This is a genomic window from Kribbella sp. NPDC058245, from assembly GCF_042882005.1.
In the GTDB taxonomy this organism is placed as follows: Bacteria; Actinomycetota; Actinomycetes; order Propionibacteriales; family Kribbellaceae; genus Kribbella.
Window position 1 is genome coordinate 139,472 of record NZ_JBHVWY010000008.1, and the last position, 15,286, is coordinate 154,757.

General features: G+C 67.1%; 12 protein-coding genes and 1 pseudogene. 9 read left to right on the plus strand and 4 right to left on the minus strand.

From position 1 onward, the window contains the following. Nucleotides 1–283: 283 nt before the first annotated feature. From ACFVWG_RS20345 to ACFVWG_RS20360, 4 genes and pseudogenes are all read right to left on the minus strand, one after another. Nucleotides 284–769: pseudogene (locus ACFVWG_RS20345) on the minus strand (HD family hydrolase). 108 nt (nt 770–877) lie between these two features. Then, a complete protein-coding gene (locus tag ACFVWG_RS20350; protein WP_391544886.1) occupies nt 878–1,804 on the minus strand; it encodes a helix-turn-helix domain-containing protein in 927 nt (308 codons plus the stop codon). A gap of 10 nt (nt 1,805–1,814) precedes the next feature. Continuing rightward, nucleotides 1,815–2,384, minus strand: coding sequence for a DUF6879 family protein (locus ACFVWG_RS20355; protein WP_391544887.1), 570 nt, complete (start codon nt 2,382–2,384; stop codon nt 1,815–1,817). Beyond that, nucleotides 2,381–2,620, minus strand: a complete 240-nt coding sequence (locus ACFVWG_RS20360) for a hypothetical protein (protein ID WP_391544888.1) — start codon at nt 2,618–2,620, stop codon at nt 2,381–2,383. Before ACFVWG_RS20360 ends, ACFVWG_RS20355 begins: the two co-directional genes overlap by 4 nt. Nucleotides 2,621–2,881: 261 nt before the next feature. Here ACFVWG_RS20360 and ACFVWG_RS20365 point away from each other — a divergent pair, with 261 nt between their 5' ends. The 9 genes from ACFVWG_RS20365 (at nt 2,882) to ACFVWG_RS20405 (ending at nt 15,223) form a co-directional block, all read left to right on the plus strand. Further along, entirely contained in the window at nt 2,882–3,064 is a 183-nt protein-coding gene (locus tag ACFVWG_RS20365) for a hypothetical protein (protein WP_391544889.1), read from the plus strand. Nucleotides 3,065–3,116: 52 nt separating this feature from the next. Then, entirely contained in the window at nt 3,117–3,887 is a 771-nt protein-coding gene (locus ACFVWG_RS20370) for an FAD:protein FMN transferase (RefSeq protein ID WP_391544890.1), read from the plus strand. After that, nucleotides 3,884–4,546, plus strand: a complete 663-nt coding sequence (locus tag ACFVWG_RS20375) for a response regulator transcription factor (protein WP_391544891.1) — start codon at nt 3,884–3,886, stop codon at nt 4,544–4,546. Before ACFVWG_RS20370 ends, ACFVWG_RS20375 begins: the two co-directional genes overlap by 4 nt. Continuing rightward, nucleotides 4,543–5,775: a sensor histidine kinase gene (locus ACFVWG_RS20380; RefSeq protein WP_391544892.1), complete on the plus strand. Its 1,233-nt coding sequence runs from the start codon at nt 4,543–4,545 to the stop codon at nt 5,773–5,775. Before ACFVWG_RS20375 ends, ACFVWG_RS20380 begins: the two co-directional genes overlap by 4 nt. Before the next feature lie 23 nt (nt 5,776–5,798). Then, nucleotides 5,799–7,220: a ferric reductase-like transmembrane domain-containing protein gene (locus ACFVWG_RS20385; RefSeq protein ID WP_391544893.1), complete on the plus strand. Its 1,422-nt coding sequence runs from the start codon at nt 5,799–5,801 to the stop codon at nt 7,218–7,220. After that, nucleotides 7,217–7,651 carry an FMN-binding protein gene (locus ACFVWG_RS20390; protein WP_391544894.1) on the plus strand — a complete coding sequence of 145 codons (435 nt, stop codon included), beginning with the start codon at nt 7,217–7,219 and terminating at the stop codon, nt 7,649–7,651. The genes ACFVWG_RS20385 and ACFVWG_RS20390 overlap by 4 nt, the downstream gene beginning before the upstream one ends. A gap of 71 nt (nt 7,652–7,722) precedes the next feature. After that, complete coding sequence (locus ACFVWG_RS20395; RefSeq protein WP_391544895.1) at nt 7,723–8,214, plus strand: DUF2231 domain-containing protein; 492 nt, start codon at nt 7,723–7,725, stop codon at nt 8,212–8,214. 125 nt (nt 8,215–8,339) lie between these two features. Then, complete coding sequence (locus ACFVWG_RS20400; RefSeq protein WP_391544896.1) at nt 8,340–9,683, plus strand: ferric reductase-like transmembrane domain-containing protein; 1,344 nt, start codon at nt 8,340–8,342, stop codon at nt 9,681–9,683. Nucleotides 9,684–9,868: 185 nt separating this feature from the next. Beyond that, entirely contained in the window at nt 9,869–15,223 is a 5,355-nt protein-coding gene (locus tag ACFVWG_RS20405) for a hypothetical protein (RefSeq protein WP_391544897.1), read from the plus strand. Nucleotides 15,224–15,286: the final 63 nt, after the last annotated feature.

Here is a 15,286-nt window from a genome sequence, read left to right on the forward strand (position 1 = left end):
TCGGGTCCATTTCCAGTGCTGTGCCAGGCGCAGGGAGGTGGGTCAGTCTCACACTTACCACTTCACAGTTGAACTGTGTCATCGCAATCTCGCTGAACTTGCGGATGTAGGCCGCGCAGCTCTGGACCGATGGCCTGCAGCTCTGAGCTGAACTCCGACCTCCACCAGCTCGGTCTCCAGAACCTGTGCGGTGTCACATTGCAGGAGGTGCTGGGCGGAGCCTTCAGGCTGCGCTGGAGTGCGCCTGCGGGTTAGCGGTTGCGCCAGGCGAGAGGGGACACGGTCAAAGCGGCTTCGGCGAGACGCTGGCCGAATTCGGTTTGGATTTTGGCGCGGGAGGATTCGATCCAGCCGTCTGTTCGGGTGTAGCCGGATTCGCGGTACTCGACGGCTTGCATGAGGCTTCGAGGCGGTCGGCGTCTTTGGCGCAGCGGGACTCGAGGGTGTCTTGGGACTCGTACTCGGTGACTGCTTCGCGGATGCTTTTGGCGGCCGTGGCGGGTAAGGCGGCGATTTGGTCTTCGGTGATGCGTTCGTTGGGGGCGACTTCGACGTAGGGGCGGGCGCTGTGGGGGATGTCGCCGATGCGGGTTTCTTGGGAGTCGTGCCACATACCGAGGTAGGCGGCTCAGGCTGGGTCGGCGCCTTCTTCGGCGGCGATGAGGGCTGCGAGTTGGGCTACGCGGAGGCTGTGTTCGGCGACGGATTCGGGGTCGCGGACGCCGGCGTGCCACCAGCCGGCGCGGCGGAGGCGTTTGAGGACGCCCATTTCGTAGGCGAAGGCGATGGTGCCTGCGGCGTCTTTGTCGGTGGTGTTGTCGGCCACGGGGGTCCCTTCGTCAGCGGTCAGCGAGTTGGACTGCACATCGCAGGTTAATCAACTCGTCTCTGGTCTGAACCGGTGAACCCCGCGTCCAGGGCTTGCTCGACGCGCTTCTGAGTCTGCGCCCGCAGGTTGCCATTTCGAGAGGGCGTGCGTGAGCAGCGTTCGCGCGTCTGCGCCGTAGACGGCTGTCTTGGCGAGTTTGGTGAAGGCTCGTTCGTAGGCTTGAAGTTCGTCGGTTTGGGTGACGTGGAGTACGGCGGTGAAGAGTTCGACGAGGACCAGTTGGTCGTCGTACAGGTAGAAGCCGTGGGCTGGGGCGACGGCGAGGGGGGCGCCGAAGGGGACGATGCCGACCCGGATGGTGGGTAGCGTGGTCATCGAGATGAGGTGGCCGATCTGGCCGGCCATGACGTCTGGTGGGCAGAGTTGGTAGCGAAGGACTGCTTCGGTGAGGACGAAGTGGAACTTCTGCTCACCACGGTGCAGGATGCGCTGGCGGTCCATCCTGGCTGCGATTGCTTCGGTGAGTTCGGTCTCGGTTTTGGGTACGCCGCGTTCAGTCTCGTCGGCGTCGCCTTCGGCGAATCGGTAGCGGGCGTACTCCGCGGTTTGGAGCAGGCCTGGGACGAAGCAGGGCTCGAAGTTCCTGGTGAGGTCGGTGGTGGCTTCGATGTCGGCGATCGCGCGTTGTCTCGAGGGAAGGCCCGCACGGAACATGCGCCGGAACTCGACGTACTGCTGCTCGAGCGAGCGTAGAGACGCGATCAGTTGCGGGATGTCCTGGCTGCGATCGCAGAGGGCGGCCCACGTTGAGAGATCGGTGTCTGATGGTGTTTGGCGGCCTGCCTCGATCTTCGAGATTTTGGACGGTCCCCATCCGGCCGCGGCCGCGAGGCTGCGGCCGGTGAGGTGGGCGTCCAGCCGCATTTCTCGCAGGTGGTTGCCGAGAGCCTCGCGTGCACGCTGGAAACTGGACACCCACGCTCGCTTACTTGTCGATGCGGTTCTTGGTCAGGAATTCGTCGTCGAATGTCGCGAGATACCGCGCCCGCGGTAAAGCGAAGCGCCGAGCGATGTCGCGGTAGGCCGCGTGCTCGACCACGACCGCTGGATCCTGTACGACGTCCGCGCCGAGAAGGACATCCTGATCGTCGAAGCGCAGGATGCACATCTTGTGCGAGTCGAGAAGCCAATAGTCGTACGTCGGGAGCTTGAGTTCACGAGCTTGATCGCGTGTGAGGTAACGGATGTCTTCGCCGGCTGCGGTGTTCAGTCGCGACAGGTTGAGTCCGAATCTGGTGTAGTCGGACCAGGGCTCGCTCACGACGCGCACGCGCTCTATGTGTTGCCCCTCCAGCGTGCGACGAAGGACCATGCCCATCCAGTCCTCCATCCAGGAGTCGTCGGAGGGTAGGCCTGCGAGGAACGCCTCCACGTGTTCGGCTTCATCGGCGGCGGCGTACCTGTCGCGGACCTCCAGGCGGTACGCCGTGTGTTCGTAGCTGCGGGCGAACCGGACGAACTCCGGCCCAGCAGCAACGAACGTCGAGTCGGTCACGCAGATGTTCCCAGGTGATGCGCGAGGATCAGGTCGACCAGGCCCTGGGTGACAATCACGGCGTCCTCGCCCTCAGGAAAGTTGATCAGCTGGCCACGTGCCTGTGCGCTCGTCAGCTTGTAACCCTGTACGACGAATCGTCCGTCGTCGGTCGCGTAGTACGACGGGCATCCGTCCTTACCGGAGTTCGGGTCGGTTGCGAGGTGCTCAAGCTGGTGTGGCTGCTTGTGGTCCATGGTGCTCCTCCTGGCTTCACGGCGATTGGTAGTGGCCGCGTTGCTCCTCCAGAGTGCTGATCCGCCCGAGCAACAGTCAAGCACGCTGCGAGAAATCTCAAGCAACTTTCTTCAGAGCAATGTGTCCGATCACTAGCTTTCGGTGATAGGTCAGGGCGGTGGGTGAGCCCCGAACCACGCAGGTCGGAGCGTCGTTCTCCTGCCCTGTCGCCCTGACCGCTCCAACCCAAGCAGGTGCCAGCCGTACGACGGAGTTTGATGATGGATGCGGAGAGGTTCGCCAGCCGATGGCCGGTGCTGAAGTCGGCCACCGACGTCACGTGCGACGGGTTGAACCCACGAACCGACGATGTGTGCGTCCTCGGCCAGTACCACGGCTACCACCGTGACCGGAGTGGCGACGAGTGGCTCGACGACGGTGATCTCGCTCGGCCCGACTGGTAGAGCGGCTGTGGTGAGTACTGGTTGGTGAGGTGGTCGGACGTACGGTTGCTGCATGGTGGTGAGGCGGAGCTGGGTTGAGCAGATCATGGGTCTGCCGGTCAGTGTTTTGGCCCGTGGGGAGCAGGCGGGGTCCGTCCGGGCGGACGCGGCGGTGCGGGCGGTGTTCGCGGAGTTAGTCGAGGTCGATCGGGTTTTCTCGCCGTACAAGAGTGACAGCGCGGTCAGTCGGCTGGCACGCGGTGAGCTGGGTTGGGGTGACGTGGATCCCGTCGTGCGGGTGGTGGCCGAGCGGTGTGTGCGGGCGGGTGAGCTGACCGGCGGGTTGTTTGACGCGGAGCTGCCGGGTGGCGGATGGGATCCGTCGGGTCTGGTGAAGGGCTGGGCGGTGGAGCGTGCTGGAGAGCGACTGCGAGAGGTCCCTGAGCTGGACTGGTGCTTGAACGCGGGCGGCGACGTACTCGTCGTGTCCCCGAGCGACCGGTCCTTCACGGTCGGAATCCAGGACCCGCGTGATCCTGAGTTGGTGGTCGCCAGCCTGGCGCTGACCGGTGGTGCCGTTGCTACGAGCGGTACGGCGGCCAGAGGGGCGCACCTGTACGATCCGCGAACCGGTGGTCCCGTGGAGACCAGGTGGCTGTCGGTGTCGGTGAGCGGTCCGTCGCTGGAGTGTGCCGATGTCCTCGCGACCGCGGCGTTCGTCGCGGGGGAGGAGTGGCCTGGTGTGCTCGCGGCGCTGCCGGGGTATGAAGGTCTGGGTATCCTTGCTGACGGCAACCTTTTTGCGACGGCCGGTTGGCCCTCGAGGGGAGCGGCGGCAGGATGACAGGTCGACGGGTCCTGCTGATCGAGGACGATGCGGATCTTGCCGGTCTGCTTGATCGGGTACTGACCGATGAGGGGTACGGCGTGACGCGGGCGGGCGACGGTCACACGGGACTGCATCTCGCCCTGACCCAGCCGTTCGAGGTCATGATCGTCGACCGCGGTCTCCCGGCGGTGGAGGGCCTGGATCTGATCGCGAGATTGCGCGGCCGTGGAGTCAGTACGCCGATCCTGGTGCTGTCCGCGCTCAGCCGGACCGAGGACCGGGTTGACGGCTTGGACGCCGGCGCCGAGGACTATCTGGCGAAGCCGTTCGAGCTCAACGAGTTGCTGGCGCGCCTGAGGGCGCTGTTGCGACGGCACCTTGACCACGCCGCTCAGCTGAACGTCCCTGGTGGCTCCCTCGACATCGCTACCCGCAGCGTACGACGTACTGGTGGCGAGGCTGTGGAGTTGTCCGAGCGTGAGGCGGCGCTGCTCGGTCTCCTGGCGGCGCGGCCCGGTGTGGTGTTCAGCCGTGGCGAGTTGCTGGACTTGGTCTTCGACGATGCCGAGTCGGAGACCGTCGTGGATACGTACGTCCACTACTGCCGCCGCAAGCTCGGGCGCGGAGTGATCAGTACTGTCCGCGGCCTCGGCTATCGGCTGGGCAGTTCATGAGCGGACGGCCGATCGGTGACGAGGTCCTGGTCCGCAGAGCCGCTCGTGGCGTTGCCGTCCAGGTCGCGGCTCTCGTCGCCGTGGCGATGCTGCTGCTGATCGCGTCGGTGACGATCGTTGTGGTCCGCAGCCAGACGGGTGCGGCCGACGATCTGCTCCGGGCGGCGATCGCGACGGCTGATGACGTCGGCGACCCGCCGGCTGGCATGTGGCTGGCCATGAGTGGCCCTGCCGGTACGACGGTGACGCCGGGGCTGCCGAACGGCCTTCTCGCCGACTTGGTCGCGATGCGAAACGGTGCCGGTGCACAGGTCCGGTTGATCACCGTGGAGAACGGCGACGGTGAGTACCGCATCGCCACCGCGATCATCAAGGGCAAGCCTGTGCAGGCCGTGCTCGATCTGGCGACGGCGCATCACGAGCGCGCGCGGATGCTCGAGGCCATGGGGATCGCGTCGGCGCTCGCCCTCTTGTTCGCGGCGCTGGTGGGCATCCTGATCGGCCGTCGAGCGGTGCGACCGTTGGCCCAGGCACTCACCCTGCAAAGGTCGTTCGTGGCCGACGCCGGCCACGAACTGCGCACGCCACTGACGCTGCTGAGCACGCGAGCCCAGGTCCTTGACCGCGCCCTGCGCCGTAGTAGTTCGAGCGACGAGATCCTGCGCGACTCGGGTGGTGTCGTCCAGGACACCAAGCGGCTCGGCGAGGTCGTCGACGACCTGCTCGCCGCCGCAGACCCGCGCGGCGCCGAGGAACATGAGCCGGTCGATCTCGCCCGGGTCGCGGAGGACGTCGCGGACAGCGCCGCAGCCCATGCCCAGCAGGCCGGCGTTCGGCTGCGGTGGCAGGCCGACGAGGACAGCCTGTTGGTCCTGGGTGCGGCCGGCGCGATCCGCCGCGCGACGATCGCGTTGGTCGACAACGCCATCGACCACACGCCGGCGGACGGCGAGGTGCGGATCGCCGTACGACGGCATCGTGGTGACGTGATCCTGGCCGTCAGCGACACCGGGCCCGGGATCGGGCCGGAGCGGGCACAACGAGTCCTGCGCCGGTTCGACACCGGCGGGCATCGAGCGGGCCGGGCACACTACGGCTTGGGTCTGGCGCTCACCCACGACGTCGCGAATCGGCACGGTGGCCAGCTCCGGCTGGCTCCGGGCGAGGTCGGCGCGACCTTCGAACTGGTTCTGCCCGCGATCGAGGTGCCGGGTCACAGGAAAGCCTAAGATTTCGCGGGCATAGTCGAAGCATGACGAACGGCGGTGTCGAGCAGGCTGCGAGGCGGCAACGCCTCGGGCATGTCCGGCGGCGGCTTCGTCGTACGCCGGTCTGGTGGCGCGATGTCGTCGTCGTCCTGTGCTGGAGCAGCGTGCTGGTCGTGGTCGTTCTCTGGTTGTCAGGGCGAGGGCTTCAGCTGCTCGCGTCCGGTCCGGCCGATCTGCTGACGTCACTCGGCCGGCTGTCCGGTCTCGTGGCCGCGGACCTGTTGCTGGTGCAGGTGTTCCTGATGGCGCGAGTGCCGATGATCGAGCGGAGCTACGGGCAGGACGAGCTGGCCCGCAGGCACCGGCTGGTCGGCTTCTGGTCGTTCAACCTGCTGATGGTCCACATCGGGTTGATCCTCGTGGGCTACACGCTCCGCGATCACAACAATCTGCTGCGTGAGACGTGGACCGTCGTCACGACGTACGGCGGAATGCTGCTCGCGGTCGCGGGAAGCATCGCGCTGACGGTCGTCGTCATCACCTCGGTCCGGATGGCTCGTCGAGCCTTGCGTTACGAGTCGTGGCACCTGCTGCACCTGTACGCGTACGTCGGGGTGGGGCTGTCCGTCCCGCATGAGATCTGGACCGGCCAGGACTTCACGACGTCGTCGGTGGCGCGGGTCTACTGGTGGTCCGCGTACGCCGTCGCCCTTGCCGCGATCCTGGTCTATCGCGTGGCCTTGCCGGTGTGGCGGACCCTTCGGCACGGGCTCACGGTCCGCGAGGTCGTCCGCGAAGGCCCCGGCGTGGTGACGGTCACGCTCGCAGGTCGCGGGCTGCACCGGTTGCCGGTCCAGGCAGGTCAGTACTTCGTCTTCCGGTTCCTCGATGGCCCGGGGTGGTCACGCGGCAATCCGTACTCGTTGTCGGCGTCGCCGGCGCCCGACCGCCTGCGGGTGACGGCGAAGGCGGCCGGTGCGGGAAGCGGCCGGTTGGCGGGATTGCGGCCGGGTACCAAGGTCGCGATCGAGGGCCCGTACGGTCGGCTGACCGGCGAGCGGCGAGTCACCGGCAAGCTCGCGATGTTCGCGTGCGGCATCGGCATCACGCCGCTCCGGGCATTGCTCGAGGAGCTCGACTATCGACCGGGCGACGCCGTACTGGTGTATCGGGCGCACGATCTCGACGACCTGGTCTTCAGGGCCGAGCTCGACCAGCTGGCCCACCGCCGCGGCATCACGGTCCATTACCTGCTCGGCCGCCGGATCCGGAACCGGCAGTCGTGGCTGCCCGAGAGCGCCGCGGCTTGGTCCGACGAGGACGCGCTACGGAAGCTCATCCCCGACATCAGCCTGTACGACGTTTACGTGTGCGGTCCTGATCCGTGGATGGACGCGGTGGTCGCGGCGGCCGGCAGAAGCGGTCTTCCGTCGAACCAGCTTCATCAAGAGCGGTTCTCGTGGTGAGCGGGTACCGGCGCAACGTTGCGGTGATCGGAGCGTCGGGAGTACTGGTCGGTCTGCTCTTCCTGTACCCGACAAGCACGAACCAGACCAGCTCGCCGACAGCCACCGCGGCCGCGCCGGGGGCTGTCAGCACCGGATCGGCGAACGGCGATACCACGGTGACCGGTTCCTCGGCCGACACTCGGTACGGGCCGGTGCAGGTCCGGATCACGGTCCGTGCGCAGCGTCTGATTGCGGTGACCGCCCTGGTCTACCCGTCGTCGGGAGGACGCGACCAGGAGATCAGTGCGTTCGCGCTCCCGCAGTTGGAGCAGGAGGCGATCGCCGCCCAGAGCGCGCAGATCGACACCGTGTCGGGTGCGACGTTCACCTCCGACGGTTACCGGCGCTCGTTGCAGGCCGCCCTGGACGCGGCCCACCTGCAAGGCTGAAGAGCTCCAAGAAACCCCCAAGAACTGTCTGCGAGCGTGGCAACTCCAGTCCAGCGCCCCGAAGGAATCCGATGCAGACAGTCAATGGCCTCCCCGCCCATGTCCTTCTTGTCCACGCCATCGTTGTGTTGCTGCCGTTGGCGGCAGTGTTGCTCGCGCTCACCGCGATCTGGCCGGCTGCACGACGCCGGCTGGCCGGCCCGAACGCGATCCTCGCGCTGCTCGTCGTCGTACTGGTTCCGATCACGACGAGCGCGGGGGAGTGGCTCGAACACCGGTTGGCGCCCAACGCCCTGATCAGCCGTCACGCCGAACTCGGTGACACCGCCATCTATGCGGCCGTTGCCGTCGCCGTACTGGCGTTGATCGTCTGGTGGCGGAACCGCGAAGCCAGTGGCAGGACCCCGGCGAAGCGCCCTTACCTCGCACCCTCCTCGGGTGTTGTGTCCACTGTCGTGACGGTCATCGCCGTCGTCGTCGCGGGCGTCGCCGTCTACGACGTCGTCCGAATCGGCGACTCTGGTGCCAAGGCAAGCTGGAGCGACTGGGCCACCGGATCCTGACCGAGGTCGCGGCGTGGGCATGACAGTCCTGTCATACCTACGCACTGCTGTTCCCCACACCTGCACAACAGCGTACTTTTCCACCGTCCCGAAGGATCGCCCCCAGGCCCCGGAAGCACATCGCGATGTCCCGCTACCGAGTCTCAGCGCGCGTCCACGGCCTGCTGTCGCGGACCGCCTGGTTTCTTTGGTACGTCGCTGTCCTGCTCATCCCGCTGTTCCTCACTTGGCATGTGATCGCGGCGGACACCACTCCCGGTGAGGCCGTGACCCTCAGCGCCGGGCTGGTCGGGTACTCCGCGCTGGTCGTGGCGGTCGCCCTGCCGGCCCGGCTGCCCTGGCTGATCGCGAGCTTCGGGATCGAGACCGTGCTCGCGGTGCACCGGCTGATCGCGCTGGTCGCGGTCGTGCTGGTCCTGGTGCACCTGGTCGCGGTTCTGATCGTCGACCCACGAGGCTTGTCGATCCTCGATCTCGCGCACACCACGTGGGCCGCCCGGGCGGCCGGAACGTCGACGGTCGCACTGGTGCTGGTCGTCGTCCTCGCACTGCGTCGTCCGGGTCGCCAGCCGCGCTACGAGGGCTGGCGACTCGTGCACAACGGACTGGTCGCGGTCGTCCTCGTCACCGCCTGGCTGCATGTCTGGTGGCTCCGGCACCTCGTGTCCGACGTTCTGGTGGCCGCGTGGTTTGTCGTGTCCGGCTTGTTGCTGGTCTGCCTGGCCGTGCGGCGATGGATCTGGCTGCCGGTGCGCGCCCGCAGGTTCGCGTACGTCGTTCAGTCGGTCCGGGCGGTACCCGGCGACGGTGTGACGCTGGTGATCCAGGCCGACGGGCACCCCGGCCTGCCCTTCGAGGCCGGTCAATTCGTCTGGCTGAAGATCGGGTCGACGCCGTTCGTGTTCGAGGAGCACCCGTTCAGCATCGCCTCGTCCGCGGCGCACCCGGACCGGATCGAGTTCACGATCAAGGCGCTCGGCGACTTCACCGAGCTGCTCGTGGGGCTCCGGCCCGGACGCCGGGTCTTTCTGGACGGACCCTACGGCGGTTTCACCATCGAGGGCCTCGACGACGTACCCGGATTCGTGTTCATCGCGGCCGGAGTCGGGATCACTCCGTTGCTGAGCATGCTGCGCACCCTCGCGGATCGGGCCGACCGGCGCCGCGTCTGGCTGATCATCTCGGCGCGCACTCAGCGCGACTTGATGCTGGTGCCCGAGGTGGAGCAGCTCCGGGGGCAGCTGAACCTCAAGGTGATCCCAGTCGTCAGCGCGCCCGAACCAGGATGGACCGGCCTGACCGGGCGGATCGGCCGGAGCCTGCTCGGTCGAAACCTCCCGCGCCGACCCCATCGGCTGCACTACTTCATCTGTGGGCCGACGCCGATGGTCACCTCGGTCAGCCACGACCTCGCGGCCCTCGGCGTCCCCCACCGTCGCATTCACACCGAACGCTTCGGCTCCGTCTGACCTGAATTCCGCCCGGGACCGATGACGGGGAAGTGTCATCCCGGGTTCGCTCCGCGGCGGGTTGGGTGAGAGCTGGATGAGACCTCTGTCATTCGAGCCCGACGGGTTGTCCGGTGCCGCACTGTTGCCGCTGACGGCGTGACGTCTCCAGGACGCACGCGGGCGGGCAAGGTGGGGGTGGGGTTGTGACGCATTATCGGAGATCTGTGCCGCGGATGCTGGTCGGGCTGAGTTTGATCGCGGCGCTGCTGTCGGTGGGGCAACTGGCGAGGATCGCGGCGCCGGCGAGTGCCGCCGGGCCGGGGAGTCTCACCCTGCACGTGGCCAGCGCCCGGTCAGTGAATTCCGGGCCTGGATTCGTGCACGAGAACGATCCGGTGCCGCACTACAAGTGGCTGATCAACATCGATGACACCGGCGACCCCGGCACCCGGGCGAACCAGTTGACCGACCGTTGCCTGCCGGCGACCGCCCCCGGCGGATCGTCCGATCCCAACTACGCGGACACCTGCCCCTGGCCGTCGACCCGGCCCACTTCCGGCTTCGCGCCGATCGTTGCCCAGGGCACCGAAGCCGATCTGAACGACAGTACGGCGCTGGGCAACCTGCCGGCCGGCAAGTACCTGATCTCGGTCACCGCCGACGGCTTCAAGATCGACGGCCAGCACTTCACCATCGCCTCCGGAGCGACCGCCCACGCGGTGGTCCGGATGAATCCGACCCCGCTGCCGCTGACGACACTGCGGCTGCAGGTCTTCAACGACAACATGCCGGTCGACGCGACGTACGAGGCCGACGCCGAGCAGGGCCTGGCCGGCTTCACCGCCACCCTCTCCGACGTGATGGGACTCGTCAGCACCGACTACTACGGCAACGCGCTGTGCACCGTCTACCAGCACGCGAACGCCAACGGCACCGGTGCGATGCTGTTCGACGCCGACAACAAGCCGATCGTCGACACCACGCGGTCCACCGGCAAATGCGTCAGCGATGCCTCCGGTCAGATCGTGATTCCCAACCTCGGCCCGAACCGCTACGCCGCGACGATCGCGCCACCCGCGGGACAGACGAGTCAGTGGGTTCAGACGACCACGCTGGAAGGTGGTCACGACCACGACATCTGGCAGCAGGAGGGCGAGACCGGCTACGACACCGAGCAGCTACGCGGCGCCGAGCTGGTGTCCGCCGTCCAGTTCGGCTTCGTCCGGACGCAGGCACTCACACCGCCGGCGGGTACGCCGCCGACCGGTGAGATCAAGGGCGTCGTCATCGCCGGCCTGCCCTACGTGGGTGGTCAGAACGGTCAGGTCGCCGAGCCCGGCGGTTTCGCCGGCGCGAAGTCCGACGGCCCGATCCCGTATGCCTGGCTGGCGTTGTCCGACCTCGACGCCGGGGACGTCTCCGTGTACGTCGGTCGCGCCGCGGCCGACGGAAGTTTCGACATCAAGAACGTGCCCGACGGCACCTATCAGCTGAGCATGTGGGACGACGCCCAGGACTACATCCTGTGGAGTCTCAACGTCGAGGTGCACAACGGCGATGTGACCGATGTGGGCAACAAGATGCTGGTCGGCTGGTTCACCCACGTCACCGGCTCGGTGTTCGTCGATGCCAACGGCAACGGGAAGCGGGACGCCGGTGAGCGCGCGGTGCCGGGATTCGGTCTGACCGTTCGTGAGCGGGACAACTCGCTGATGGACCAGGCGACCAACACCACCACGACCGATGCCAGCGGCAACTACGATGTCAGGGAGACCTACCCGCTGGGCAAGTGGCTCATCCTGGAAGGCTTCAACACGCGGTACAAGACCACCGGCATCACGTACCAAGCGGCCAACGAGACCAAGGCCACCACCCAGCTGGGCAGCCTGGTCGACATCAACTTCCTGCCGATCATCGGTCTCCGGGGCCGGATCGACTGGGGCGTACAGCCCTACGATCCCGGCACCAACGGCGGCATCGTCGGCACGGTCACCTACGACACCACGCGCAACGAGCTCGACCCCGCCAAGGCCGCGACCGAGCCGTACCAGCCCGGTATCCCGGGCATCCCGGTCCGGCTGTACGTGCCGAAGGCCTGTACCGACACCACCCCGGCCGAGCTCTGCCGGCAGGGTTACGAGACCGAGCCCAAGCAGATTGCCGACGGCAACGGTGGCCTCACGGACAACCCGCAGTACGGCGCGTTCGTGAAGGGCCCGGAGGTCCAGGATGCCTACACGTCGGAGGAGTGGGCACCGCCGCGCGGTTGCACGGCACGGATGTACAACGGCCAGCTACTGACCGACCAGCAGGCGTTGCCGGCGTTCGGTACGGCGGAGAACCGGCTATGTGTCGAATCGCCGATGCTGGGTGTCGCGGTCGGCGCCAACGACAGTGCGGGTGGAAGCCAGACGGTCAACGGCAACTACGGCTTCACCAGCTCGAAGATCAACCTCTATCCGGCGACAGACGCCGTACACAATCCGGACGGGCTCGCGCTGTATGCGCCGCTGCCGTCCGGCCAGGAGCAGGACCTGCCTGCCCGCGACTACATCGTCTCGGTCGATATCCCGAACGATCCGGTTGACGGCAAGCCGATGTACAAGGTGACGCGGGAGGAGGACGTCAACGTCTTCGACGGTGACTCCTACCTGCCGCAGGAGAACTACCCGCCGGCCACGCCTGCGCAGGCATCCGACCCGGCGGGACCGCCCGACCCGCAGCCGACGCCTCCGGACCAGCCGCCGTCGCAGCAGGCCGGCATCATCTCGCCGTGCGCAGGACCGCTGCACACGGTCGACGTGACCAACGAGGCCTTCAACGCCGGTGGCGGCAGCCCGTTCCAGGGCTACGAACGGCCGCTGTGCAACGACAAGCTCGTCGGCCTGCGGGCGAACCAGGCGACCGCGCCGAACTTCAACCTGTTCACCGACGTCCCGATCCCGACGCACTTCTGGGGCATCACGCTGAACGACCTCGGGCTGACGCTCGACAAGCGCAGCGTCAACTACGGCGAGGCGCAGGGCCTGCCCTTCGTCCCGGTCGGTCTGTACGACTGGGCCGGCCGCCTGGTCGACACGGTGCACACCGACTTCAACGGTCTGTACGAGGCACTCGAACCATCGACGAGTACGTACAACTGCCCACTGCCCGCAGGTCCGTGCCCGAACATGTACCGCTTCGTCGGCAACGATCCCGGTCAGCCAGGTGCGCTGAACCCGGACTACAACTCCAGGTTCAGAACGATCGCCACCAACTTCCAGGCCTGGCCAGGGCTCTTCACCGTGACCGACGAGGCGCCGACGCAAGTTGCCGCGACGGTTCTGGCGCCGGACACGACCACGGTCAACCCGACGATCTGTGATCTCGGATCAACTGTGCCGCAACTGCTGTCGGTCAGCAGGCCGTACATCCGCCGTAGTGACGCGAACCGGTCGATCACGGTGACCGGCTTCGGATTCGGTGCGGCCGGCACACCCGACCGCGTGACGCTCAACGGTACGACGATGAACGTGACGAGCTGGACCGACAAGAGCATCACGTTCTCCGTGCCAGTGACGTTCCCACTCGGTGCGGCCGCCCTCAAGATCACCGGACACAACGGCAAGACGAGCGTCAACGGGCTCACTTTGCAGGTGCTCGGGGCGAGCATTCCACTGCTCGCGGGAATGTTCGCGAACGACCCGTTGATCGCGGAGGTGGGGCCGACCAAGCCCTACAAGACCGTCCAGGCAGCCCTTGAGGCGGCGACGCCGACGCGGCTTCGCCCGTACTGGCTGGTCGTGGTCTGGCCGAACACCCAGACCAGCGCGAACCCGCATGGTGACTACAACGAGAACGTCATCGTGCACCACCAGGTCCGCATCCAAGGCGTCGGTCCCGGCGGCTTCGACTCGGCCGGCACGTGGGTACCAGGCTCGATCCTGGACGGTTCGGGCTTCAACCTGGACAACCCGAACGGCATCGCCTGGGTCAACCGTCTGAGCGGCTTGACCTACTCGGGCAACCCGGCCGTACCCGACTCGGCTGTAGTCACTGTGCTGGACGATCCAGCCCGGTCCGGGTTCACGCCGGCGAGTTGGCCGGTCACCCTCGACGGCCTCAGCATCACCGGCGGCGCGCAGGCCGATGTCACCGGCAACGTCAATGTGCTGACCGGAGCGGTGACCACGCCGTACGGCGCGGCCGGTGCACTGGTCACCCAGGGCGGCGGTGTCTACGTGCACTCCAACGTCCGCGGCGTACAGGTGACCGACAACGTCATCCACGGCAACGGTGGTTCGTACGGCGGCGCCGTCCGGATCGGTACGCCGTACATCGGTGACAACCGCAACTACGACCCGGTGATCGCGCGGAACCAGATCCGCGACAACGGTGGCACCAACCTGGCCGGCGGGATCGGTCTGTTCACCGGCAGCGACGGCTACCGGGTCGCGGACAACGCACTCTGCGGGAACTTCTCCGCCGAGTACGGCGGCGCGCTCACGGCGTTCGGCTACATGGCCAACCCCGGCGGCAGTACTGGCGGATCGATCACCGGTAACCGGGTCTGGTTCAACGCGTCGTACGACGAGGGCGGCGGCATCATGATCGCGGGCGAGCTGCCGGCCACGCCGACGGCGCTGTCACCGGGCTCCGGTCCGGTCACGGTCGATGCCAACATCATCCAGGCGAACCTCGCCAACGACGACGGTGGCGGGATCCGGCTGCTGCAGGTCAGTGGATCGCACATCTCCCGGTCCGATCCGCAGACCATCGCGATCACGAACAACACGATCGCGGACAACATCTCGGCGCACGAGGGCGGTGGCCTGGCGCTGGACGACGCGGTCTTCGTGAACATCGTGAACAACACGATCACGAAGAACCTGACCACGGCCTCGGCCGTGACCAGCAACGGCCAGCCGGCACCGGCCGGTCTGTCCACCGCCGCCAACAGCGATCCCTTGCAGGCGCGGTTGCGCAACACGACTCTGTTCTCCGGCTCGCAGACTCTAGCGGCCACGGAGTTCAGCAAGCCGACGCTGCTCAACGACGTGTTCTGGGACAACCGGGCCGGCACCTTCAGCGGCGGATACGTCTACGGCATCGGCGGTCAACTGCCCAACGGTACGGCGAACTCCGTCGACACCTGGGACATGGGCGCGGCCGATGTTCCGGGGGCGCTGCTAACGCCGACCCACACGGTGTTGCAGGACCTGACCGGAACCGCCCCGGACGCGACCAACTCCACGGTCGATCCAGGGTTCGTGTCGCCGTACGAGGTGTCGGTGAACATCCTGTCGGTCCGGACGTATCCGGCCTTCCGGGAAGCCGTCGTGGTGGCGCAACTGTTGCCACCGGATCTGATGGGCGACTTCCACCTGGCCACGGCCACGCCGGCCTCGTCGGCGCGCGGACGAGGCGCGGCGAACACGGTCGTCCGTTGGGGAACCGCGGCCACCGGGTTCAGTTACACGGTGACCGCGCCGACCCCGGACATCGACGGCCAGCCCCGGCCGACCGTTGTCGGCCTCCAGCGCCGGTACGACGCCGGGTCCGACCAGATGACGCCGTGAGCCGTGCGGCCTGCCGTGCTCCTCCACCGCGGCGGGCCGCACCATCTGCCCACATCGCAACAG

What these genes read in the sequence shown, in the direction of transcription:
- ACFVWG_RS20365 (WP_391544889.1), top strand. Translation starts at nt 2,882, where the DNA reads ATGGATGCGGAGAGGTTCGCCAGCCGATGGCCGGTGCTGAAGTCGGCC.
- ACFVWG_RS20370 (WP_391544890.1), top strand. Translation starts at nt 3,117, where the DNA reads ATGGTGGTGAGGCGGAGCTGGGTTGAGCAGATCATGGGTCTGCCGGTC.
- ACFVWG_RS20375 (WP_391544891.1), top strand. Translation starts at nt 3,884, where the DNA reads ATGACAGGTCGACGGGTCCTGCTGATCGAGGACGATGCGGATCTTGCC.
- ACFVWG_RS20360 (WP_391544888.1), bottom strand. Translation starts at nt 2,620, where the DNA reads ATGGACCACAAGCAGCCACACCAGCTTGAGCACCTCGCAACCGACCCG.
- ACFVWG_RS20395 (WP_391544895.1), top strand. Translation starts at nt 7,723, where the DNA reads ATGCAGACAGTCAATGGCCTCCCCGCCCATGTCCTTCTTGTCCACGCC.
- ACFVWG_RS20385 (WP_391544893.1), top strand. Translation starts at nt 5,799, where the DNA reads ATGACGAACGGCGGTGTCGAGCAGGCTGCGAGGCGGCAACGCCTCGGG.
- ACFVWG_RS20380 (WP_391544892.1), top strand. Translation starts at nt 4,543, where the DNA reads ATGAGCGGACGGCCGATCGGTGACGAGGTCCTGGTCCGCAGAGCCGCT.
- ACFVWG_RS20400 (WP_391544896.1), top strand. Translation starts at nt 8,340, where the DNA reads ATGTCCCGCTACCGAGTCTCAGCGCGCGTCCACGGCCTGCTGTCGCGG.